At 37.4% G+C, this 23,664-nt stretch carries 18 protein-coding genes and 1 pseudogene; 12 read left to right on the forward strand and 7 right to left on the reverse strand.

Annotated elements, in window-relative coordinates; translation table 11 throughout:
• Nucleotides 1-97: pseudogene (locus QL998_RS08510) on the forward strand (IS5/IS1182 family transposase); the annotation flags it as partial.
• Between the two features lie 17 nt (nucleotides 98-114).
• Here the strand turns inward: QL998_RS08510 and QL998_RS08515 are convergent.
• Nucleotides 115-624, reverse strand: a complete 510-nt coding sequence (locus QL998_RS08515; RefSeq protein WP_259365593.1) for an OprD family porin — start codon at nucleotides 622-624, stop codon at nucleotides 115-117.
• Between the two features lie 659 nt (nucleotides 625-1,283).
• Between QL998_RS08515 and QL998_RS08520 the strand changes: the two genes are divergently transcribed.
• Nucleotides 1,284-3,962 (forward strand): CHASE domain-containing protein, encoded by a 2,679-nt coding sequence (locus QL998_RS08520; RefSeq protein ID WP_182195919.1) that lies wholly within the window; start codon nucleotides 1,284-1,286, stop codon nucleotides 3,960-3,962.
• A 212-nt stretch (nucleotides 3,963-4,174) separates the two neighbouring features.
• On the opposite strand, the gene QL998_RS08525 is transcribed toward QL998_RS08520, so the two are convergent.
• Complete coding sequence (locus QL998_RS08525; protein WP_149602873.1) at nucleotides 4,175-4,705, reverse strand: hypothetical protein; 531 nt, start codon at nucleotides 4,703-4,705, stop codon at nucleotides 4,175-4,177.
• 323 nt (nucleotides 4,706-5,028) lie between these two features.
• Here QL998_RS08525 and QL998_RS08530 point away from each other — a divergent pair, with 323 nt between their 5' ends.
• Both QL998_RS08530 and QL998_RS08535 read left to right on the forward strand, forming a co-directional pair.
• Nucleotides 5,029-6,399, forward strand: coding sequence for a hypothetical protein (locus QL998_RS08530; protein WP_182768906.1), 1,371 nt, complete (start codon nucleotides 5,029-5,031; stop codon nucleotides 6,397-6,399).
• A 195-nt stretch (nucleotides 6,400-6,594) separates the two neighbouring features.
• A complete protein-coding gene (locus tag QL998_RS08535; RefSeq protein ID WP_170071120.1) occupies nucleotides 6,595-7,251 on the forward strand; it encodes an inovirus Gp2 family protein in 657 nt (218 codons plus the stop codon).
• A gap of 190 nt (nucleotides 7,252-7,441) precedes the next feature.
• Here the strand turns inward: QL998_RS08535 and QL998_RS08540 are convergent, their stop codons facing one another.
• From QL998_RS08540 to radC, 4 genes are read right to left on the reverse strand one after another with little or no spacing between them, the layout of a single operon-like run.
• Entirely contained in the window at nucleotides 7,442-7,681 is a 240-nt protein-coding gene (locus tag QL998_RS08540) for a hypothetical protein (RefSeq protein ID WP_138488857.1), read from the reverse strand.
• A gap of 31 nt (nucleotides 7,682-7,712) precedes the next feature.
• Nucleotides 7,713-8,273: a tyrosine-type recombinase/integrase gene (locus tag QL998_RS08545; protein WP_138488856.1), complete on the reverse strand. Its 561-nt coding sequence runs from the start codon at nucleotides 8,271-8,273 to the stop codon at nucleotides 7,713-7,715.
• 10 nt (nucleotides 8,274-8,283) lie between these two features.
• The gene (locus QL998_RS08550) at nucleotides 8,284-8,703 is read right to left on the reverse strand and encodes a DUF2787 domain-containing protein (RefSeq protein WP_290192514.1); all 420 of its coding nucleotides are present in this window, start codon (nucleotides 8,701-8,703) and stop codon (nucleotides 8,284-8,286) included.
• Between the two features lie 12 nt (nucleotides 8,704-8,715).
• Complete coding sequence (radC, locus tag QL998_RS08555) at nucleotides 8,716-9,189, reverse strand: DNA repair protein RadC (protein WP_010557264.1); 474 nt, start codon at nucleotides 9,187-9,189, stop codon at nucleotides 8,716-8,718.
• Between the two features lie 125 nt (nucleotides 9,190-9,314).
• On the opposite strand from radC, the gene QL998_RS08560 reads away from it, so the two are divergent.
• On the forward strand, nucleotides 9,315-9,512 hold the full coding sequence (locus QL998_RS08560; protein WP_149602879.1) for an AlpA family transcriptional regulator: 198 nt from the start codon (nucleotides 9,315-9,317) through the stop codon (nucleotides 9,510-9,512).
• Between the two features lie 34 nt (nucleotides 9,513-9,546).
• Here the strand turns inward: QL998_RS08560 and QL998_RS08565 are convergent, their stop codons facing one another.
• Nucleotides 9,547-11,466, reverse strand: coding sequence for a hypothetical protein (locus QL998_RS08565; protein WP_290192515.1), 1,920 nt, complete (start codon nucleotides 11,464-11,466; stop codon nucleotides 9,547-9,549).
• A 307-nt stretch (nucleotides 11,467-11,773) separates the two neighbouring features.
• On the opposite strand from QL998_RS08565, the gene QL998_RS08570 reads away from it, so the two are divergent.
• From QL998_RS08570 to QL998_RS08600, 7 genes are read left to right on the forward strand one after another with little or no spacing between them, the layout of a single operon-like run.
• Entirely contained in the window at nucleotides 11,774-12,649 is an 876-nt protein-coding gene (locus QL998_RS08570; RefSeq protein ID WP_290192516.1) for a WYL domain-containing protein, read from the forward strand.
• A 2-nt stretch (nucleotides 12,650-12,651) separates the two neighbouring features.
• On the forward strand, nucleotides 12,652-13,434 hold the full coding sequence (locus QL998_RS08575) for a hypothetical protein (RefSeq protein ID WP_290192517.1): 783 nt from the start codon (nucleotides 12,652-12,654) through the stop codon (nucleotides 13,432-13,434).
• Nucleotides 13,435-13,980, forward strand: a complete 546-nt coding sequence (locus QL998_RS08580) for a BREX protein BrxB domain-containing protein (RefSeq protein ID WP_290192518.1) — start codon at nucleotides 13,435-13,437, stop codon at nucleotides 13,978-13,980.
• A gap of 10 nt (nucleotides 13,981-13,990) precedes the next feature.
• Entirely contained in the window at nucleotides 13,991-17,470 is a 3,480-nt protein-coding gene (gene brxC, locus QL998_RS08585; RefSeq protein WP_290192519.1) for a BREX system P-loop protein BrxC, read from the forward strand.
• A gap of 23 nt (nucleotides 17,471-17,493) precedes the next feature.
• A complete protein-coding gene (locus tag QL998_RS08590; protein WP_290192520.1) occupies nucleotides 17,494-20,904 on the forward strand; it encodes a DNA methyltransferase in 3,411 nt (1,136 codons plus the stop codon).
• Entirely contained in the window at nucleotides 20,904-22,958 is a 2,055-nt protein-coding gene (gene pglZ, locus QL998_RS08595; RefSeq protein ID WP_290192521.1) for a BREX-1 system phosphatase PglZ type B, read from the forward strand. Before QL998_RS08590 ends, pglZ begins: the two co-directional genes overlap by 1 nt.
• 10 nt (nucleotides 22,959-22,968) lie before the next feature.
• The gene (locus tag QL998_RS08600) at nucleotides 22,969-23,658 is read left to right on the forward strand and encodes a hypothetical protein (protein ID WP_290192522.1); all 690 of its coding nucleotides are present in this window, start codon (nucleotides 22,969-22,971) and stop codon (nucleotides 23,656-23,658) included.
• Nucleotides 23,659-23,664: the final 6 nt, after the last annotated feature.

Genomic DNA, 23,664 nt, shown 5'->3' on the forward strand with positions numbered 1-23,664 from the left:
AGGGATAGCCACGCGGTATGAAAAGCTTGAACGAAATTATCATTCAATGCTCGCTTTAGCATTTACTATGATGTGGCTACCAATGTGGGCTGATTGATATATGTACTACAAAGATCAACAGCCCCTAGTGTTACCAATTTTGTAATCGCCAAAAACGCCTCTAAAAGTATTAGGAATAGCCCGACTCCCAGAGCTTTTAAGCAACATACTTTTGGTTTTTTGCCCGCCCACTTTAACGTGACCGTTGTTGCCCAATTTAAAATCTAAAAAATATTGCCCAAATTTAGAAAAGCTATCGTCAACTCCACCGCTCTCATTACCTGCTGGCAAAATATTACCTGCAGCTGAACCCGTAGAATTAATATCCATCACGGTGTAAGTCGATACACCCACACTCACTAAATCGTTTATATAACCCGATGTGTAATTGAGCTCTATACCTTGAGCAAAAGTTGAATCGTCACTTGCGTCGTTATCGTAGTCGCGGTCAAAATAAATTGATCTAAGTTTTATATTAAATTCATCTTGTTCTGTCAGCCCATTAACAGCGGCATACGAAGGAATAGAAATACATGTTAATACTGCGCCTGTTGCCGCAAGTAATTTAGATACTCGGTGAGCCATAGTTATCTCCGTTACCTTGTTTTGTTTAAGTTTTCACTGTGCAGTGCATAGCAGCGTGTATTTTTTCGACCTACACGGCAAACAAGTCATAAGGTAATTACATTTTAAGTAATCACGTTTTCTTTCACGCGACTAAAATATAGAACAATATAAGTTTTTAATGTTTTAATTTTCATATTATAAAATATTAAGTGTTTGTTTTGTTTCGGATGAATTATAAAAGTAAGGTGAGCATCGTCTCTTGCTCGCTCGAACCTATACCGATAGTTCCCTTTAAAAGCGTCATAATATTGGTTAAATTTTACTTTATTTAAACTTAACAAAGTAAAGTTATAAGCAAAAACTAAAAGCTATCCGTTGTTTTTTGAGCACCTAATATTCACTAAAAAATCGATAAATATAAAAATCAGTACCTTTAGCTAATACTTTTGTTGTTCGCTATAAAGTAGCAAAAAACATAAAAATTATTATATTTATATACATGTTCGTCTTATCTTGGTGAGTAAAATCAACTTTATATATTACATCCACTCTAAACCTTTATAAAATATATATATTCTAATTAATAACAAAGTTGTATCCTGAATAATAAGTGCTATATTTATTTTGATGATAGAGGTAGATACACACTCAGCATATTAACAATAAAGGATGGGTTAATGTTCTCAGGACGACTGGTTAGGAAAGGGTTTTTAGTCTCTATACTTGCTCATGTCATTTTTCTTATCAGCGGTATTGTCTTAACTTTCTTCGCTCACATTAAACACCAAAACGCACTTAACTATAAAATAAACGAAGCACTTAACAACCGCCTTTCTACGCTCTCAACAGGCGTAACGAATAGAATCGACTTATATAAATATGGGCTCTTCGGTTTAAAAGGGTTTATACACGGTATAGGCGTTAATAATTTAAACTACCAAACATTTTCTAATTACTCTAATAGTCGTAACTATGGCCAAGAGTTCCCCGGTGCAAACGGGATTGGTTTCATTCGAAAGGTAACATCTAAGAATCTAACCCAGTTTTTACATACTGCAAAATATGATAGACCCACTCAAACATTTAACTTTAATAAGCTTAATAATGGTAATAATGAACATTTTATTATTCAGTATATTTTTCCTGAACATAAAAATTTACAAGCAATAGGTTTAGATATTGGCTCAGAGAGCATGCGTAAAAAAGCAGCATTAAATGCAGCTTCTCACAATAAGGCTCAACTCACGGGCCCTATAACTTTAGTACAGGCTAATGAGCAATCACTGCAAGGGTTTTTAATTTTACTGCCAATTTATAAAAGCATTACGATTGCGGATAATAAAGAGCAACGCATTAATGAGATCTTAGGCTGGGCATACGCTCCATTATTAATAAATAAAATTTTAGACTCTCTCTCGCTAGTTGATGAGAATAAGCTAGTCATTAGCGATATAGCTAACAACGCTAAAACTGACTTTTTTAGCTACGGTATTCAAAGCAATTCAGCTAATTACCAGTTAACTAAAATAATTAAAGTGATGGGAAGAACATGGGAACTCACGCTTAGTGCTTCAGACGCATTTATTGAAACATTGCATTTGCCGGGTAAATATCAAGCTATTGTCAATGGTATTTTTTATACTCTTATTTGCATGTTTATAATTTTATTACTACAGCTATTTTTTTACCGTAGGGCACAACGAACGCAGCGAAGAATTGTCAAAGCTAAACAAAATAAGCATATGCTTCAGCAAACAAATTTAAAATTAGAAAAAGAAGTAAAACTACGCACTAAGGAAATTGCCGATATTAGTATGCTTCAACGAAGTATTTTAAATAGTGCCAGTTATTCAATTATTGCAACCGACATAAACGGCTTAATTACTTTATTTAACCCCGCCTCTGAAAAGTTATTAGGTTATAAAGCGCAAGATGTTATTGGAATTGAAAACCCAGCAATTTTTCATTTAAAAGAAGAAATAATAAAAAAAGCGAACCAGCTTAGTACTGAATTAAATAAAGCTGTACCGCCTAGTTTTGAAGTCTTGATTTTAAAAGCAACGGCTACAGAGCCTGATATCAATCAGTGGACATACATTTCCTCTACAGGCAAGCACGTACAAGTTAATATAAGCGTCACCTCTTTATTAAATAATAAAAATGAAATCGTTGGCTATTTAGGTATTGCTTATGATTTAACAGAGCAAATTAATCACGAACAAGCTCTAGGACACGCTAAAGAACTAGCTGAACAAGCATCTCAGGCTAAATCTGAGTTTTTAGCAAATATGAGCCACGAAATACGAACCCCAATGAATGGCATACTTGGCACATTACAGTTATTGCAAGAGCAGCCCCTCAATGAAAAGTCAAAAGAGTATTTAAAAAAATCACTTTATTCGACCCGCTCACTCACCACTATTATTAATGATATTCTCGATTTTTCTAAAATTGAGGCCGGTAAGCTTTCATTAGAGCATAAACCTTTTGATCTTTTTGAACTTATTCATCACCTAGAGTCCGATCTTGGTCTGCAAGCTAGCGATAAAAACATATACCTTAAATTTGTTATTAATATTAAGCATAAGCATTGGGTGGGCGACCCTGTTAGGCTCAGACAGGTGTTTTTAAACTTAATATCTAATGCGATTAAGTTTACATCGAAAGGTGGCGTTACAGTAACGTTTAGACTAACTGCTGAAAACAAAATATGTTGCAGTATATCAGACACCGGAATTGGAATTTCTGAGAAGGCAATAGAGCGATTGTTTGAGCGCTTTGAACAAGCTGAGCAATCAACTACGCGCGAATACGGTGGTACAGGGCTAGGCTTACCTATCACTAAATCATTAATAGGCTTAATGAATGGTGAAATAAAAGTAACAAGTCAATTAGGTTCAGGCAGCCAGTTTTATGTTTACTTACCACTAGATCAAGCACAGATTGATGAAAATATATTAACAGCAAAAAATGTTGAGTTTCCTGATTTAACTGGCAAAACCATTTTATTAGCAGAAGACAACAAAATAAATCAACTGGTGGCTTCTGCAATGCTTGAACCAACTAAAGCCACCATTATTATTGCAAATAATGGGTTGGAAGCAGTTTCGTTATATGAGTCACACAAGCCAGACATTATTTTTATGGACATTCAAATGCCAAAAATGGATGGCCTTCAGGCATGTAAACAAATTAAGGCGCTTGATAGCGAGCAAATTATTATCGCGTTAACCGCTAATGTTTTTACGGAACAAAAAGAAATATACAGGCAGTTATTTGATGGTTACGTTTCAAAGCCAATTGAAAAACATGAACTTATAGGCATGTTATCAACACTCTATTTAGTTAATACCTAATTTAGGCATTAAAAAACCCAGTTACTAATACCTTTCAATATTAGTAACTGGGTTCTAAGAATAAGGGGGAGAGGGATTCTTAAAAACCTAATAACACACTGATTAACAATAAAAACACCGCAAAAAATAAACGCAAGGAATACCAATAGGTATACTAAAAGTTATTTATTTTTAAAAATAACCAAGGCGGCCTAAAGAAAGCTCAGCTTGCCCTACTCCTCCCAAGCATCTAATAATCTAGTAATCTTACCATCAATAGTTGATAAGTTTTCTCTTATAGCTTTTAAGTCAAGGCTATCATCAAAAGCTCTCTGTTTGTGTTTGTAAGATTCTTGTACTTTTGTATCTTCAGAAATCAGCTTAGGGTTTTTTCTAGCGTAATTAATTAGCTTTTCAATATATTTAGATTGAGATATTTCATCCGCTGCACTTAACGTCTTTAGTTTATCACGCGCTGATTTAGACACCTCGAGCTGAAGTTTACAGACTTTATTAGAGATATTCTTTAAGCCTCTTTCATAGCTTTTCCATGCTTTATAGAGCTTATCAAGACTAACTTTTTGACTATCTTCATTATCACTTATACGTTTTATTTCATCTCTAATAAAGCTATCTAATGTGGCATCTGGAGATTTAAAATAACTACTGTAACTGTCATAGCGGCATGCTAGCCAGTTACGCAAATCTTCATTATCTTCATTGACCCACGTCAAAATTTTCTTGCTAGCAATCCGATCTGTCATTAGTTCTTCCCTGTGTTTTACCGTTTGCGGATGTTATCGAAAACAATAATCCAATACCAATTTGTAAGCAACCGCTTTGCGGTCAGAATCTACCTCACCAGATATCTTTTAGATACTAATCAACATCTAAATTAGACCCTCAACTATCCACTCAACTAGAGGCTAAATTAGATTTTTAAAATAAATAAAAAGTCTACATAAGAGTCTAATTGAGATTAAATATCGCATCTTTTTAAAATTACAAAATAACACCCTGTTATTGTGTTAATTAAATTGTTGTTACTCTACTATAGGGTAACAACACACGGCATGGAAACAATCTAATGAGTGAGTTTTTCAACTTAACCACAGGTCTATCAGCATATTCAAAATGGGTTTTAATTCGTTTAATTGCGAAGAAAACTATTGGAGACGAACTATCTAAATCTGATCTGATAGAATTAGGATGCCCACACAATAAATTTAAAAAAGTAATAGAAGAGCTACAAGAAATTAATGCAATTTTAAAGCACAAAACTGAACTTTCTAAAAAAGGACGACCTGCTGAGTCATACATTTTTATCTACGATGAACACACAGAAATGACTAAATCATTACCCAGCAAAGAGCTTGTAAGAATAAAGGACAAAAAGTTAAAGGACGAAGAGTTAAGAGTGCCTGTAAAAATAGTATGGTGTTTCTTTGTATTAAACCAAGATGAGTTTGGATATGTTGTTAATTTTACACTATCTAACATTGCTAAAGCATGTGGGTTAAAAGATGCTGAGGTTAAAACTGCTATCTCTCAATTAATTGACCTTAAATTCATTCAAAAAGCCATAAAAGGGTGTACTTTAAAAAAAGTTGAAGACAAGAATAAAAGGAACGTTGTTGAAACTGGAGGTAACAACTTTAAGCGTTCGTCTTGCTTTAAAATAATGGGAGATAATCATAACAAATTCATATACCTGTTCACATTTCCCTCATTGACTAATTTAGAATCATATGCCAATCGTAAAAAAATATATAACTTCTCTGGGGCACTGATAGATTTTTTCTTCTCTGAAAAAATACGTGAAAATATTTTTTTAAGATTATTAAGATTTGAAGTAGATTCACTTGAACATGACTTTAATTTTTTGTGTCAGCAGCCTAAAGAAGTTTTTAGCTACTTCGATGGAGTCCTTCTTAAGTTAGTTTCTATGGGGTTATCATATTTACTAAATGGTGGAACTAACATTAAACCTGTTAGCCAAAAAGATGCTTTTAGCCATATTTTCAGCCCTGCAGATTATAAAATAAGCGCCGCTAATTTAGGCCATGGAACTTCGTACCTGATAAAAAATCTAGCTAATATACATATTCATTACATTTTATATTCTATAATTCATTCGCTAAAAGACACTCCGAAAGTTGGTGAGGACATAGAGAAATACCTTAGCTCTATACACTCACTCAAGAAAAAAGGTAACTATATAAATGCCTTCATAGAAGGCACTCATTCGAAGGTAAAGTTTTATGATGTCACATCAATTCACAACTTAATCTTATTTACCAATCTAGACCTCTGTGAAAAAGTTAATAGTAATGATGGAACAGTGACGTTTATGGACTCAAAAAGCCAACTGAAAAATGGGAATTACAATATATTTCATATTGATCCAAAAGTATTTGAAGCATTTTACAAAGACACTTTAACTTCAGAGCAGAATTAATTGAGAATAACGCTCGCATGTATAGCGCTAAAAAAAATGTTCCATTGATACGTGCTTACTTTTTTCAAGCCCAATCCTCGGTTTGGTAATATTTATAAGAGTTACTAGTAACGAATCTATTATCACGCCAAATACAAATTAAAAAACTACTACTCAGACACCTGATATGAACCAATACATAACAGGAGAAAGATAATGACTAACCCAACCCAATACCCAGTAACAACAAACCCTACATACAAGCAATATCAAACACTCGCTAGAGTAGATCAGCGACTAGTTATTCCCTACTTAAATGCTATTGAGAAAGTAATGCATGCTGCATGTAGTGAACATAAAAGAACGTTTGCAGTCAGAATTGATTTAAGGCTACCTGCTTATTCAAATACAGTTGATTTAGATAGCAATAAAATTATTACACGATTTATTGCTTCTCTTGAGGCGCAGATTAAAGCAGATACAAAACGTAAAGTTCGTGATGGTAAAACTCCACATCCATGTAATATTAGATATATTTGGACTAGAGAGAAGGACGAAGCTCACCATCAGCATTATCATCTTGTACTGTTTTTCAATAAGGACCGGTACCACTGTACGGGTAAAATAAATATAGAAAGCGATAACTTGTTTACCCGAATAGCTAAGGCCTGGGCAAGTGCGTTGTCCTTAACGCTGAATGAAACGATGGAATTAGTTCATTTGCCTGATAATGCACACTATTACCTTGACGCTAATAACCCTAATTTCGCTCAAAACTTCCATGCTCTTTATTATCGAGTAAGTTACTTCGCCAAACTTAATACTAAGCATTACGGCTTAGGGCAGCGTTGTTTTGGTTATAGTCAGAGGTAATATTCTAATTAAGACCTGTGCTTCTCATAATTCGTTTTAACGAGGTTTTGAGACCTTCAACTAGCTAAATAAGCTTAAACCCTTAGTATATAAGGGCTGGCAAGTTCCCAAAATAGCATTACGAGAAGCGCTATTTACGCTACAAAAGCAAAAAAAGAACGCACTGCATAAATGCGTTCTTTGTTTACTTCTAATCAAATAAACTCGCTACTCCAGCCAACAAGCCACTAGCAAGAGCTAATGGCACCGTAACAGGTGCAGATGCCACACCTAACCCAACTACTATCGCACCAGATACAGCAGCTCCTGCTACAGCACCAGAGCTTACAGCAATAGCCGTTCGTCCGAGTGACGGCTCACTACTACCGGTTATCTGTTTAGATACTTCATTTCCTACTACACCGCATGTAACGGCTTTTTCTAACGACATAACAAACTTACTCCTATTATATGTAATAAATTTATAGCTCTAACTCTTCAAAGTCTTTATCGATTTCCTCCTGAGTTATTCCAATATAACGCAGTGTCGTTGCTTCAGAGCTATGGCGAAGCATTTTCATTACACGGGCGATGTCTTGGGTTTTGTGATAGAGGTGGTAACCTCGTGTTTTACGCATTGAGTGCGTGCCTAGCTTTAAATTAAGCTCTTCACCCACCAGCGCAAATGCTCTTGTAACAGCCCTGCGTGACAAGGGCCGTGTTATTGAACTTTTAGATTGTTGATTACGATACGATTGAAATAGGTAAACATGGTTGGGGTGAGTTACGCGTACTTCATGGATAAACGCTAATGCTTTCTGATTAAGCTTAATCTCTGCTAGCTTTCCTGTTTTACTCTCAAATATAATTAACCTGTCGTTTTGTATATCCGTAAATTTAACAGACAACAAATCAGATATACGCAATGCTAGGTTCAATCCTATATTCCAAATATGGCTCATCTGTTTAGAACACCGCTTTTCAAGCAAGTAACTGATTAACTTTACTGTATCAAGGTCCTTAATCGCCTGTACTTCAGCCATAGCCAACTCCTTATTCTGTTGAAATAGTGACTTGGTAGCAGCCTGTGTTGTAATATTCAACAAAGTTAGTCTCAAATAAAGTTAAAAGCTCCTTACCCTCTCGTTCACTTAACCAGCCCACCAGCATGTGATACACGCGTTTAATCACAAAGCAAACATCAATCTCCTTCACTAATTCAGAGTCCGGTCGGCCCTGGTATGAAAAATCAGTAATATATACAAGCTCCCAACCAATACCGCGTTTTTCTAGCCTAACCTCGACTGGATGAAAGCCCCCAGCTGCTGCGCTATAATCTTTATCACGGAAATTCAAAGTTAACTCACTCGCATTCCCTATCGATTCACCTTGTTTAGTGATGGCATTTACAATCACATCAAACAGTGACTCTGGCACGCTTAGTCCTGGCACTTGCTCTATTTTAATCGCCATACCCTAACCCCTTTAAATTAAGCCATGCTCAGCAAATGAATAACTGGTTTCACCAATAATGATGTGATCGACTATTGAAACATCAATTAGGTTAAGCGCCTGCTGTAATTTGGTGGTAATAAGCTTGTCAGCTTGAGATGGTGTACTTACGCCTGAAGGATGGTTGTGCGCAAGTATTACAGATGCTGCATTTAGCGCTAATACTTCTTTAACCACTTCTCGTGGGTATACGCTTGCTGCGTTAATAGTCCCCCTAAATAACTCTTTATATTCAAGTATGCGGTTTTGGCTATCCAAGAACAGAACGGCAAACACCTCATGCTCAATCAACGCCAGCTTATGCCTTAAATATTCTTCACTGTCTTTGGGACATGTTAAAGCCCCATGCCTAAATTGCTTTTGAGCGATTATGTAAGCAGCAGCTTCAAGTATTTGTTCATCACTTACAGGGTGATCAAATTCGTATAGTGACTTGTTATTTTGCATTGTTATCCCCTCTTAATGGTTTATGCAAAATAGTGATGTATGTGCTTAACGTTTTTGTTTCGCCTCAGTAAAAAATTACTACCTCCGGAAAGGATATGTACTAATAACCTAACCGGAGAAATCCCATGCGTTTAATCAAATTAAAAGAAGTTTTACATATCACAGGCTTAAGCCGATCTACTGTTTATCGCTTTATGAGCGCTGGTGGGTTTCCTATGAAAGTTGAGTTAGGTGGTAACTCTGTAGCCTGGGTAGAAAGTGAAGTTGAAGAATGGATAAGTGAAAAGATTGGGAAAAGGGACACTATAGATACAGCGGCTTAAAATGCTACCCCATGCGGGGTAGCATTAATAAAAGCTACTGGCTTAATTCATAACAAAGTCTAAAGCCTGTTTTTATACCTTTGTATTTGCCAGTACAATTTCGCGGACCCGATGCTCTTATTACATGAGTATCACCATAAAAAGAGGTCAAACTCGCTGAACGTATACTTACGCCTTCCAACAACCACTCAGCAAAAAAGTTCGAGTCTATAAACTTTAGCCCGTTTTTTTCAAAGCAAGTTAAATTGTCAGGAAAACGCAGTGTTAATGCATCAAAGTCACTCTCATTCATATATGGAGGGTGCGCAGGGTACTGCCTACCGTCAGGTGTATAAAAGGTCATATCACGACTTTTATCAAAGTTAGCATTTTTTCCAACTTCATTATCCCTAACTGCTAAGTACTCATTGTAAGCAAGTAATCTGAGTGGTACGTTTGTTTCTTTTTCTGCCCAGCTAATATAAGCCAATACATCATAAAAAGTACATGTAGCCGCTAAATCTTTATCACACTCACTATTTAATGGGAGTAAAGAGTCACCCTTTCTGGTAGCAAAATATTCATGGTTTTTATGTAAAAAATCATTTAGTTCATCTATGGTAATAAGCTCTGAAACCATTAGCTCTTTTTCGGCTAGCTTAATTTTTTTAAAGCCATGTAAGCGCTTATTCGAGCTGGGGCTTTCAGTAATATAATCACCAGAATCTACATAATAATTTTGTAATATTACATGTTGCCCTGGGTAGTTTTTAGTTAAACCACCATTGGCATAGTAATGTTGCTCTGATAAGTGGCTGTCTAATTCACGATTACCTTTATAGTTAAAGTACTCCCAACGCTTAAATCGATAATCTTCAATAAAGCTTGGTATATCTGCCCGTTTTAGGTAATCACCGTATATTTGATGTGTAAAAACCTTATCTCTTTGGTTTTTGATGACAAAGTCAAAATTACCGTTATCGTCAGAGAGGAATATAAGGTTCTCGTTATAAGGAATTACATTTACCCATCCCTTATTTGACTGTTGAAACCTTTGATTTAATATCTTTTGTAAAAATTGCGCTGATTTTATATATACCTCAGATTCATCCGAAGACATGCTATTTTCGTAATAGACCTCAACATCTAAGCCGAAAGCATGGTCGTAAAAGTTTGTTAGGTTGTTACCAAGTAAATTATAGCAACCACCAATCTCAAACATATTACTAATAATTATCAGATCTGAAATGCTTACCATCACTTCTTCGTATTCAGCAGTTTGAGTAGAAGCTTCATTTAAATTATTAGAAGCAGAGTCAAAAAAAGAGGGAAGATTATCCGTTCGCCTTTTTGTAAGTGGGATTTTTGTATTAAGGTCTAAAGATAATAGTTCCTTAAAGCGCTCTTCATTAAAATCTACAAAATAGTGTTCCTTCATAGCCTCGATATATTTATCAAGTTCAAAGCTATCATCACAAAAGAGCTTAATATGCAGCTTTTGTATAAAAATATTTTCTAAATATTTATCTTTAGCTAATACTTCATAAAGATCATGCATATCCCAGGCAAAAACGCCTGAAAAATCGAAGTCGTGCCCAGTAAACAACTTACTCGGCATCTGCCCTTTTGAATAAAACAGTCTTTCAGATACTTGCTGGTGGTTAAATTGCTTGTAGCCTAATCGCATTCCACGGTATTTATGCTCAAGTAAATTAACTCGTTTGTGCAGGTTATGCTTTGACATAAATGGTTTAAGCTTTTCTTCAAACTCTTTTTCGTAGTTAGCAAACCCACCCTTAATACCGAGGCTTTTCGCTAATATATTAAGCTTTGTGGTATGAGGGATTTTTTCTCTGTCTCTGATAGTTTTTTTAGCTGAGTATTTTAAGCTTTCTGGTGTTAAACCAGTAATAGGCACAATGTGAAATTTTTCTAGAGGGATATATGTAGTTGAAACTGTAGTATTGTTTTTCATTCTAAAACCTTTAAAAATAGTTAAAGCCCCGTTGTATATTTTAAACGGCGTACTTCTGGCTACTAAGTCCAAGAATGAAGTGTATATCGTAGGTGTTATCTGAAAACGATTCGAGTGCTTTGTTTTGTAAGAAGTACATTACAAACCGCAGGTAAGCCTCTGCCCTTGAAACGCAATTTAATTGCAAAAACATTTAATGTCAAATGTTTATTGTAGTTATTTAAGAAACACACCACATTAACTCATTTTGATTGCATCTTTAACTTTGCCTGATATAGTTACTACAAAATAATGACTTAGTATATTTATGACTAATACCGCATTGGATGCACTCACACATGCTCAGAGGGAACGCCTAGCGTTCATAGATTTTAATCTGCAGTACTTTGGCCAAGTTGCAAGAGCTGATTTAATTCAGCGCTTTAAAACTGGCTTAGCCGCGTGCACCCGTGATTTAGCATCCTACAAAGAGCTTGTTCCGCAAAACTTAATATTGAGTCACACAACCAAAAGCTACCACCGGTTAGAAAGTTTTAAACCTTTATTCAAACATAACGCTGAGAGTATTCTCAGCGCTTTATGCCTTGGTTTTGGTGATGGTTTGTCTAACGGCGTTCAGCCCAGCAGTTACTGCCAAGATGCAACGCGCTTAATACACCCAAATAGCGAAATAATCGCCACTATAATGCGTGCTATTGCTTCTAAACTCGCTTTAGAATGCCAATATACATCTTTAACTTCAGGCACTACTTCAAAAGTGTTAATCCCCCATTCTATTGTAAATAATGGTATTCGCTGGCATGTACGCGCTTTTGATAGATCAAACCAAGAATTTAGAGATTTTGTTACTACCCGTATTGAATGCCCAAAAATACTGCAACACTCTATAAATTGTGAAGAATCAGTAGATAAAGACACCCAATGGCACACCATTTACGATATAATTTTAACTCCGCACCCAAAGCTAAAATACCCAAAAGCAATAGAGCTTGATTACGCAATGGAAAACGGGCAATTAAAATTAGAAGTAAGAGCTGCTCTATTAGGATATTTACTAAGACAATGGAATGTAGACTGCACGGAACAAGGCACATTAAACTGTAATACTTACCAGCTGCACTTAAGCAATAAATCACAACTTAATCTTAAAGATATAGAGATAGCACCAGGCTATCAGGAATGAACATGGTTGAAGAAAACACACTTAGCCAAATAGGCTTCAAATTTGGCAAAAATGGCGCACACTCAGCTAGAAGCATGATGATTGAAGAACTTAAATCACTACTTTTTTCTCGCGATAAAAGTGCAACAAAAAAAGATTACGAAGACGACATCATCAATTTTAACATATTGCATAAACCAACCGAAAAATCACGTTCACTAACCTTTAGGCACCTTGTCGATTTATACGGTATATCAATGGATATTCCTTTATTCAATGTTTTCCGCCAATGGTGGGAGCTATCAGAAGATGCCCAACCTATATTAGCTTTGCAGCTTGCCGTGGCTCGTGATCCTATTTTAAGAAATTCTGCTAGTGTAATTTTACCACTTCAATTGGGTGAACATTTACCTCGTGAAACAGTAGAACAACATTTGGCAAAAGATGATCCAGAACGCTTTAGTGCCGCCTCACTTAAATCATTTGCACAAAACATTAACGGTACATGGACTCAGGCAAATTACCTGGAAGGTAAAACAAAAAAATATCGTTCGCAGCCTAAAGCGACTTATGTAAATATCGCATATGCATTATTTTTAGCCCATTGCCATGGCTTATCTGGTCAACGACTTTTTGACAGCTTTTGGTGCAAGATGTTATCGCAAGATAAAGAGCATTTATATGAGCTGGCGCATAGAGCTTCATTAAGAGGTTTAATTAATTTTAAACAGATTAGTGAAGTGATAGAAGTTACCTTTCCCAGTATAGAGCTACCAAAAGCGGTTCAACCAAAGGAACAAAGTTAAATGTCAGACCGATTATCAAAATTACTGCAAAGCTTTGAAAGTCATATCAGCATACCCTGGCCTAATGCAGTCTCGCCTGATGAACGTACAATTTTCGTCGTTTATAACAAAGAAGATGAATTAAAGCTCCGCGCTAGGGTTGTTGAATTTGAAGCCAGTGCAACACAGAGTAATCACCCATGGTTACAACTCGATATCACTAACAGCTTTGAAAACTGGATGGCAGAGCAAGACTATAAAGAAACCTATTTCGAAGATCCAGAATACTTAGTGGGATTGTACGAAGACTTTATTGAAGAACTAATTATTAAATTAAAGTCACAATTTATTGAAAAGCAAAATGAAAATACAGTCGTAGCTTTACTTGGCTGTGGTACTTTATTTGGGTTTGCATCTGTATCTGGCTTAGTAGAGCAAATAGCACAAGAAGTAAAAGGTCGACTAATCGTCTTCTTCCCTGGTGAATATCAAAATAATAATTTTAAACTTTTAGATGCCCGAGATGGCTGGGGTTATCACGCCACAGCCATCACAGCAATGTCATAAGGATAAGTGAATGTTAAATCGCGAAGTATATTTAAACGACCCTACAATACGTAGTCTTGCAAATGAAGGCGTTGCAACTGTTAAGGATGACCTTTCTAAATTAGAACTCGATATTTTAGAATATGAATTACGAACATTCGTGTGTGATGGTGCTTATGCCGCAGGTTTAAAAAAAATACTAAAATCATATAACACAAGCGTAGAAAAAAATGGAAAGCAGGCTGGTGTGTGGATAAGTGGTTTTTTTGGTTCGGGGAAATCACATTTAGCTAAAATGATCCGTGCTTTATGGACTAATCAAAAACTAAATGATGGTAGCTATGCCCGTAGCTTAGTTGATTTACCTAGTGATATTTCAGAACTATTTGAGATACTTTCTAAACTTGGAGCCCAATATAATGGTTTACATGCAGCATCAGGTACGCTGGGCTCTGGAGCAGGCAAGAGAGTTAGATTATCATTTTTAAGTATTATTTTTAAATCTGTAGGGCTACCAGAACAATACCATTTGGCTAAATTTGTCATGTGGCTAAAAGCAGAAGGTATATTAGACAACGTAAAAACTTATATCAGCCAAAACTCTAAACAAAAGGAAGGCCGCAACTCTTGGGAATATGAGCTAAAAAACCTTCATGTTTCACCTCTTATTGGTAATGCCTTACTAAGCTCTCTCCCTGGTTATGCCAGTGATGCCAAAGAAGTAAGAGATATGATACGTTCGCAATATCAAGTCGTTACGGATATTAGTAACGAAGAAATGGTTACTGCGATTATGGATGCCCTTGCCATTGATGGTGATCTGCCATTAACACTTGTCGTTCTCGATGAAGTACAACAATATATTGGCGACAGTATTGAAACAGCAATGGACGTTCAAGAATTAGTTGAAACCTGTGGTGATGATGGCCGCTTAAACTCCAAGTTATTATTTATTGGCACAGGACAAAGTGCGCTATCTGGTACTGAAAACTTGCATCGATTGATGGGACGTTTTCAAGTTAACGTTCAATTAGAAGATACGGACGTAGACTCGGTTATACGTAAGGTAATTCTTCAAAAGAAAGAAACAGCCCGCCCACAAATCCAAACAGTTATTGATAACGAATTAGGTGAAATTTCACGCCATTTACGTGGCAGTATTATTGAGCACAATAAAGAAGATGAAAAATGGATGGTTGCCGATTACCCATTACTACCTGTGCGACGCCGCTTTTGGGAGCGAGTACTTCCTGCACTTGATAAAACAGGCACAGGCTCACAGTTACGTAACCAGTTACGCGTAGTACACGAAGCAACAAAAGTAACTGCAGAGTACCCTCTAGGGTATGTTGTACCAGCCGACTACATATACGATCAAATTGCCACTAAATTACTTAATAGCGGTGTAATTGGTAAAGATATTTACGAAACCATCAGCCGCTTAAAAGGTGGTGATAATGACCAAAAATTACAAGCGCGTATCCTTGCTCTTATATTACTGATAAGCAAACTACCTAACGATATAGAATATGGCATAGCAGCAACTGCTGATGCCCTATCTGATCTATTACTTGAAAACCTGCTAGAAGGCAAACACGAACTTCGAGCTAAAGTACCTAAACTACTAGCTCAACTGGTTGACGATGGTTTGGTAATGCCAATGCAAACAAATGCGGGGGAAGAATACCGCCTGCAAACAGTAGAAAGCCAGCAATGGTACGATATGTATCGTCAGCAAGAAAGCGAGTTAAAAAGCAATCCACAACGTCTAGAAGTATTTCGCTCCCAAGAAATTCAACAATATGTGCGTAAACAAGTAGCACAAGCGAGAATAATTCAAGGTGATGTTGCTGAACCGCGAACTATTAACTTAGAGTTTGGTACTGAGTTACCAAGTGATGCCGATAAAAAGCTATATGCATGGGCCCCAGAAGTATCTGAAAAGCAATTTAACGATCTCGCCAGAGGTGCAAACCCTGATACAGCTACTATTTATATATATGTTCCAACCACTCAACGTGACGAACTTCGTAAAGCCATTGTTGAATTAAAAGCGGCAGAAACCACCATTGATGTGCGCGGCACAGCTAAAACCGATGCAGGTAAAGAAGCCTACGCAGCAATGGAATATCGTTTTAAAGAAGCTGACCGCACTAAAAAAGCGATATTAAAAGATATATTTAACCAAATCCAAGTACAGCTTGCTGGTGGTCAAGACGTTGAAGGCGAGTCTTTAGCCGAGCAAATTCAAAATGCAGGTGTGTTAGCATGCCAGCGTTTATACAGTAAATTTAAAATGGCTGACAACAAAGGTTGGGCAAAAGTATACAGCCACGCCAGTACTCAAGGTGACCCGAATGCATTAGAAGCCATTGACCACAATGATGAAGCAGATAAACACCCTGTATGCTCTGAAATTAAACGCTTTATCAGCTTAGTTAAAACGGGTAAAGAAATTATAGAACACTTTAAAGATGCGCCTTATGGCTGGGGTAAAGATACGATTGAAGGTGCCCTTTTTGCCATGGTAGCTGCCGGAGTGCTCAATGCAAAAGATGGCCAAGAGCGCGCTGTTGATGCTAAAAACTTAGATAGATCTTCAGTGACCCAAACTAAGTTCCGCCCTGAAAACGTCACGTTATCAAAAGTACAGATAATAAAGGTACGTGGCTTAATTAATGCACTACTCCCTGAAGGGCAAAACTGTGGCTCAAATGAAGAACAAAGTAAACTGCCAGTTGCTATTGCAAACGCAAAGCTAATAGCACGCAGTGCAGGTGGTGAAGCGCCATTGCCATTAGCACCAAATACCACAATTCTAACTAATTTAGAAATGTACAATGGTAATGAACAGTTACAACAAGCGTATGATGCTAAAGACGAAATTCAAAGTCAATTTACTCAGTGGCAAGAACAAGCAGATCTCGCAAAACTACGAATTAACCAATGGAACGAACTGAAAAACGCTGCTCTTCGCTGTAAAAATTTAGCGATTTACAGAACTATTGAACAACAGATGGAATCAATTGTTTCCAACCGTAGCTTGTTAGTTGAACCTAGCCCTGTTAGTCCACTACTCAAACAAGCAGAATCAGCATTACGTGACGCCATTACAGCAAAACTATCTGAATATGAAGACGAATTCAATGCATGCCAACGCGACTTAATGGATGACGCCAATTGGGCCAAGCTAGATGAAAGCAAAAAACAAGCACTGTTAGATAAACGCAGTTTAGCCTCAGTGCCTATCGTTGATTTATCTTCATCGGCAGCGGTATACGATGCTATTGAAAATACAAATTTTGAGCAGTGGAATGATCGCATATCCGCTTTACCAGGCCGCTTTGATGCAGCCCTTAAAGACGCTATTAGTGAACTCGCCCCTAAAGTAAAACATATCCGCTTAAATAAGCCGATGCTTGAATCAGAAGATGATCTTAAAGCTTGGCTAACAGCAGTTGAAGCACAACTTCGTTCAGAGCTTGCCAATGGACCTGTGGTACCTAGCTAATAAGCTTGCTAAAGGAATAAAAAATGAGAAAACCATTAGATAAAACATTACGTAGCAAGCTTGAAAAAACAGTAGAAAAAGCTCGTGATACCGTTGAAATTGCAGTAACTGAAGCACTTACTCGTTTAGGTATTGGCGATGGCAATGCACCGAACTATTTAAGCGAAGTAGAACGTAAACTCAGAACGCGTTTACGTGCCCACGGTCGTCAATTAGGTGATGTGTTAAATCGTGATACAGGCAAACAAGAAACAGAGCTATTAGTTAACGAAATGGCATATGAGCATTGGCACCGTATGTTGTTTGCTCGCTTTTTAGAGCAAAGTGACCTGTTAATGTACGACCAACACACGCACGTCACCCTAGACGAGTGTTTTGAGCTAGCTGAAGAAGAGCCCGATGTAAAAGACGGATGGGAGTTAGCAGGTCAATTAGCGCAAAAAATGTTGCCGCAAATATTCCGAGCAGACTCGCCTGTATTTGAAGTAAAGCTTTCAATTAACCATGTTAATGCACTAGAAGAACTTATTGCTAAACTTCACGAAGACACTTTTCAGGCATCTGATGCTCTTGGTTGGTGTTATCAGTTCTGGCAAAACAAAAAGAAAAAGCAGGTTAATGAATCAGGGGTAAAAATTGGCGCTAAAGAACTAAGCCCAGTAACTCAGTTATTTACTGAACCTTATATGGTCAGCTTTTTGCTCGATAACGCCTTAGGCGCTTGGTGGGCAAAACGCCGGTTAACATCAGATGACTTACAAACAGCCACCAGTGAACAAGAGCTGCGAGAATTGGCTGCTATTCCAGGTGTACCATTAGAGTACCTTCGTTTTGTTCAAGATGAGGATACAAAAACTTGGAGTAGCGCCGCTGGTGATTTTGATAAATGGCCAGATGATTTAAGTGAATTGAAGACACTCGATCCCTGTTGTGGGTCAGGTCACTTTTTAGTAGCCAAGTTCTTAATGTTGGTACCAATACGCATGGAACTTGAGGGGCTAACAGCAAAAGAAGCAATTAATAAGGTACTTGCTCAGAATATTCATGGATTAGAGCTTGACCAGCGCTGTGTAGAACTAGCTGCATTTGCCTTAGCATTGGAAGCTTGGCGTTACCCTAATTCAGGTGGTTATCGTCAATTGCCTGAATTACAGCTTGCCTGTTCAGGCATATCGATCAATGAAGCTCAAAAAGAGTGGAAGAATATAGCCAAAGGTAATGAAGAGCTTGAACGTGCTGTAGAGTGGATGAAGCAAACTTTCAAGGATGCGCCGATCCTTGGAAGTTTAATTGAGCCAAAGCCACTTAAGATTGATATATTAAAGGCTCCGTGGGAGTTACTACAAAATGCATTAAAACAACAATCCAATGCTTCGAACGAGACATTAATTACAGCACAAGGACTTGCTAAATCAGCAACGTTACTGTCAACAAAATATGAGTGGGTTGTAACAAACGTGCCCTACCTAAAAGCTGGTGATCAATGTGAAACTTTAAAATCATTTTGTGAAAAATACTACCCTGAATCTAAATATGCTTTAGAAACAACTTTCATGGAAAGAAACCATAAATTACTACATCCGGGTTGTGTATGTAGCATAGTTACTCAGCAGTATTGGTTGTTTCTAAAATATTATTCATCACTGAGGGAAAAGTTCATAAAAAGCAAAGGGTTAGGATTAATAGCAAGAGTAGGGAAAGGTGCTTTTGAAGAAATCTCAGGAGAGGTCGTCAATATTTGTCTTCAAATGACAACTAATGAAAGTAGCAAATTCCATAAAGGAATAGAGTTCGAAGATGCCTCTGTCAACTCAAAAGAAACCACCTTACAAAATGGAAAAATAGAGGTTGCTGAACAATTAAAACAATTAGACAACCCGGATTATAGAATTTCTTTTGAACTAGCTAGTATAAAAGGAGAATCGCTTTCAAAGTTTGCTGATTTTGGAAAGGGGAGCGTTTCCGGAGATGGCTTTCATTACCTTAGAAAATTTTGGGAGTTCAATACTATTCCTCGAATCGCTAGAAAGTGGTTGAACAGCCCCGACCATTCAAATGGTTACTCTGGTCGCAGTGATCTTATTCTATGGAATGACACCAATTTTAACCCAACGTTAGAAGTTGGTTTTGCTCAAAGAGGTGAAAGAGTATACGGTAAAAGTGGGATAGCAATAGGAAAGGCTGGAAAGTTTAGGTTTACTCCTTATGAAGACGGTATATTTGATGATAATGTCGCTGTAATAATTCCTGACAAAAATGAGTTATTACCGGCCCTCTGGGAATATTGTACCTCAGGTCAACTACAATCAGATATTAGTAAATTAGATAAAAAAATGTCTGTTACCGCAGGTACTTTTACAAAGGTTAAACTCGAACTAGATAATTGGCAGAATTTAGCTAAAGCTAAATATCCTTATGGACTACCCAAGCCATATTCAAACGACTGCACTCAATGGCTTTACCACGGCCATCCATGTGCATCCGTAGTTTGGGATGAAGGAACTAAAACAACCGTTATTAGTGACTTGCGTGAAGATGATACCATCCTCCAAGTAGCAGTTGCTCGCCTATTAGGATACCGATGGCCAGCAGAGCTGGACACAGAAATGGAATTAGCGCCTGAAATGCGTGAAATCATTGCACAAAATAAAGTGTTTGATGGTTTAGTTGATGATGACGGTATTGTCTGCTTATCTTCTTATGTTGGCGATCGACGTTTACCTACAGTCAGGGGAGAACATCCAGTTGAAGATAGGTTAGAAGCGATTTTACATGCTGCTTATGGCGATAAATGGTCTGCGACTGTATTAAATAATTTATTGAAGTCCGTTAAGTCTCGTGACTTAAACATTTGGCTACGTGATAAGTTCTTTGAGCAACATTGTAAACTATTCCAGCATCGCCCGTTTATCTGGCATATTTGGGATGGCTTACCAGATGGTTTCTCTGCGCTAGTTAATTATCACCAACTCGACTACAAAGGATTAGAGCGCTTAATTTACACCTATCTTGATGACTGGATTAGTACACAAATTCAATTAGAAAAAGATGGTGACGAAGGTGCAGAAATTCGTTTAGCCGCAGCTCGAAACCTAAGAAAACAACTTGAAGACATTTTGATTGATGAAGAAGGCTTAGATATATTTGTACGCTGGAAGTCATTAGCGGAACAACCGATGGGTTGGAATCCAGACTTAAATGATGGTGTTCGCTTAAACATCCGCCCATTAATGAAAGCGAAAGATGTTGGCAAAAAAGACGCTGGTATTCTGCGTTCAAAACCAAACATTCATTGGAAGAAAGATCGTGGCACCGATGTAGCATCAGCCCCTTGGTATGATTTAGGTTTAGAATATGGCGGCAAACAAGGTGACCGTATCAACGACCATCACCTAACACTTGCCGAGAAAACAGCAGCGAGAGATAAAGTTTAATGCAATTAATAGATTACTTAATTGAACAGCTAAGAAGCTCTGCTAAATATAATTCAGCTGTGCAAGTTGCACCTGCTGCTATTTTGTGGACTGACATTGAGCGTCAGTGGCAACCTGCTATGCCGTTTATAAAACAACATATACCTGAACTCATTGAGCTAGGTACTTATAATCCAGAAGAGCGCATTGGCCCTGCTATTTGGATTAAATGTGCGATAGCTGGAGTATTAGAAGATTGTAAATTACCTAAAGGTAAAACCCCGATAATTTATTTACCAGGTGTTGGCCGCAAAGATTTACGTGCAATAGAGCAATGCCCCGACGAACTAAGACCATTAGCCGAATTACAATACAGAGGCTGCTGGTGGGCTTACAACTCTGCAGGTAGGGATTGGAGTGTTGGCTCATTTTTAACAAACCCGCGTGTAGGTTTAGAGCTTGATGTTGCTAAAGACAAAAACACACAAGAAGCCATACTCAATATTTTGCCCGATTTACTTGAAACACCAGCGGAGCAATTAAAAGGTAAAAAGCTAGAAGCCCAAGACTTTATAAGCATTGTAATGGATGACCCGGCTAAAGATATTTTAGCTTGGTTAAATAACCCAGAAGCAAAAAAACAAGCTTGGGGCGACAGTAAATGGCCTGTATTTAAACAAGCCTGTATAAGCCAATTTAACTTTGACCCTGAAGCAATAAGCGATATGGGAGCTATTATCTACAGCTTATGTGAGGCTGATGGCGAATGGCAAACGGTGTGGGAGCGATTTAAAGACACCGCACACAACCTGCCCTGTTTAGTTGAAAAGCTAAAAACGATAACACCTACTGGTTTAGCGTTTGAGGCTAGCCATTTTTTATCTGAAAATATAAAAGATGAAGCTGAATTAGCAAATAAATTAGCTAACATTATTAATCTAACGCCAACCGAGTTAAGACAGCAATTAACGAATTTGTTTAAATTACACGAACAGCGTAAAAACTGGTTGTGGCAAAAGCTCGATATGTCGCCTTGGCTTAATATATTAGAACAGCTAGTAAGTGTTGCGCAGCATACTCAAATTAATTTTACAGGCCCAAGTGCTGAGGCAATGGCACAAACCTACAAAGAGCGTTTTTGGCAAGCTGATGCTGCTGCTATTAACGCAATGGCTGCTGCTACTGATTTAAACCAGGAGCAAGTAGTAGCTGATATTCTGGCAGTAATTTATACCCCTTGGCTTGAAGCTGTTACATTGAACTTTCAACGCTTAGTAAAGGACGAAGGCTACCCCGGTAAGCCAAGTAGTGCCGGTGAAATTAATGAGTCGACCGCGACGTATAACACAAACGGCCAAGCTGTATTTTTTGTAGATGGACTACGTTTTGATACTGCAAAAATGCTTGAGAATAAGCTTAGTAAATTAAACATAAATGTTAATTTAACAAGTAATTGGTGTGCCCTGCCCTCATTAACAGCAACCGCTAAGGCTGCCGTAACACCTGTTGCCGATATTTTAAGTGGCGCACAAGAAAATGATAATTTTATTCCTCAGATAACCGAGTCTAACTCTGAGTTTAGCTCTTACCACTTAAGTAGTGCATTAGGAAAAAAAGATTGGCAGTTTTTGAAAGAGTTAGATACTGGCAACCCATCTATTAATGCATGGCTACAAACTGGCGATTTAGACAATATGGGGCATAAGCAACAGCTAAAAATGCCGCGCTATATTGATAGCATCTTAAATGATGTAGTCACCCGCATTGAAGGCTTAATCGCTGCTGGCTGGAAAAATATACGCATTGTTACTGACCACGGTTGGTTATGGGTGCCTGGTAAATTAGCTGAGGCAAACATTCCAAAAAATCAGGTTAAAAAACGCTTAGCCCGCTGTGCTATTTTAAAGGACAATGTAAGCACTGACGAATTAAAAGTGCCATGGCATTGGAACGAGAATGTCTCTGTAGCTATGGCTCCTGGTATTGCAGGTTATGTGGGTGGGGATTATTACAATCATGGTGGTTTAAGTATACAAGAGTGCTTAACCCCCGTAATTAATATAACAACACCTTAAGGTTTATTAAGTGGCTTCCAGACCCATTTTTAAAGTGACTAAGCCGTTTCCTTATGTACAGGAAGAGCTAATTGACTTTGAATGGCATAAAGGAATGGCAGCCACACAAAAGCAAAAATCTGTTCGCTCTTTACATAACGCTGCGCATAACTTGTTTAATGATTTAAATGTACTTGAGATCTCTACTAAAAGTGAGAGTACTTTGGGTGTAAGCCTAAGTGCTTTCAATTTGCTAGTTACATTAAAAAATGGTCGCGAGGTTCCACTAGAAAATATTTTTCATGCATCTAAAGTGTTTGAAAATGGCGGCCCTTTTAAAGAGCTTCTTACAATTCCGACACATGAAGTTAAACGAGATAGCCGTTTAGTTGAGAGCGGCTGTTTAACTGGCTTTTTTAGTAATGGAAAAACCTGGCCACTCACACCTAAAACTATATTTTATGATTGGATTTACATTAATGCTTTAAAATTAAACAAAGAACTACACTCTCAAATTATTCAGTATAATGCGTTTACTGATATTGAGTTTAATCCTAAAAAAAGTGTTAATTGCCAAGCTAGAGCTGCAGCTTTGTATGTTTCTTTAGTCAACAATGGCATTTTAGAACAAGTTACTCGCTCTGCTGATGAGTTTATAGCTCACTTAAGCCAAAGCATCGAAAGTTGCGCCTCCCCTGTACAAAAGGATTTATTTATTTAAATGGAA

The sequence above is a fragment of the Pseudoalteromonas sp. APC 3691 genome (assembly GCF_030408135.1).
GTDB lineage: Bacteria > Pseudomonadota > Gammaproteobacteria > Enterobacterales > Alteromonadaceae > Pseudoalteromonas.

What these genes read in the sequence shown, in the direction of transcription:
- QL998_RS08535 (WP_170071120.1), top strand. Translation starts at nt 6,595, where the DNA reads ATGACTAACCCAACCCAATACCCAGTAACAACAAACCCTACATACAAG.
- QL998_RS08515 (WP_259365593.1), bottom strand. Translation starts at nt 624, where the DNA reads ATGGCTCACCGAGTATCTAAATTACTTGCGGCAACAGGCGCAGTATTA.
- QL998_RS08580 (WP_290192518.1), top strand. Translation starts at nt 13,435, where the DNA reads ATGTCAGACCGATTATCAAAATTACTGCAAAGCTTTGAAAGTCATATC.
- QL998_RS08550 (WP_290192514.1), bottom strand. Translation starts at nt 8,703, where the DNA reads ATGGCGATTAAAATAGAGCAAGTGCCAGGACTAAGCGTGCCAGAGTCA.
- QL998_RS08560 (WP_149602879.1), top strand. Translation starts at nt 9,315, where the DNA reads ATGCGTTTAATCAAATTAAAAGAAGTTTTACATATCACAGGCTTAAGC.
- QL998_RS08525 (WP_149602873.1), bottom strand. Translation starts at nt 4,705, where the DNA reads ATGACAGATCGGATTGCTAGCAAGAAAATTTTGACGTGGGTCAATGAA.
- QL998_RS08570 (WP_290192516.1), top strand. Translation starts at nt 11,774, where the DNA reads ATGACTAATACCGCATTGGATGCACTCACACATGCTCAGAGGGAACGC.
- QL998_RS08575 (WP_290192517.1), top strand. Translation starts at nt 12,652, where the DNA reads ATGGTTGAAGAAAACACACTTAGCCAAATAGGCTTCAAATTTGGCAAA.
- pglZ (WP_290192521.1), top strand. Translation starts at nt 20,904, where the DNA reads ATGCAATTAATAGATTACTTAATTGAACAGCTAAGAAGCTCTGCTAAA.
- radC (WP_010557264.1), bottom strand. Translation starts at nt 9,189, where the DNA reads ATGCAAAATAACAAGTCACTATACGAATTTGATCACCCTGTAAGTGAT.
- QL998_RS08545 (WP_138488856.1), bottom strand. Translation starts at nt 8,273, where the DNA reads ATGGCTGAAGTACAGGCGATTAAGGACCTTGATACAGTAAAGTTAATC.
- QL998_RS08565 (WP_290192515.1), bottom strand. Translation starts at nt 11,466, where the DNA reads ATGAAAAACAATACTACAGTTTCAACTACATATATCCCTCTAGAAAAA.
- QL998_RS08540 (WP_138488857.1), bottom strand. Translation starts at nt 7,681, where the DNA reads ATGTCGTTAGAAAAAGCCGTTACATGCGGTGTAGTAGGAAATGAAGTA.
- QL998_RS08530 (WP_182768906.1), top strand. Translation starts at nt 5,029, where the DNA reads ATGAGTGAGTTTTTCAACTTAACCACAGGTCTATCAGCATATTCAAAA.
- QL998_RS08590 (WP_290192520.1), top strand. Translation starts at nt 17,494, where the DNA reads ATGAGAAAACCATTAGATAAAACATTACGTAGCAAGCTTGAAAAAACA.
- QL998_RS08520 (WP_182195919.1), top strand. Translation starts at nt 1,284, where the DNA reads ATGTTCTCAGGACGACTGGTTAGGAAAGGGTTTTTAGTCTCTATACTT.
- brxC (WP_290192519.1), top strand. Translation starts at nt 13,991, where the DNA reads ATGTTAAATCGCGAAGTATATTTAAACGACCCTACAATACGTAGTCTT.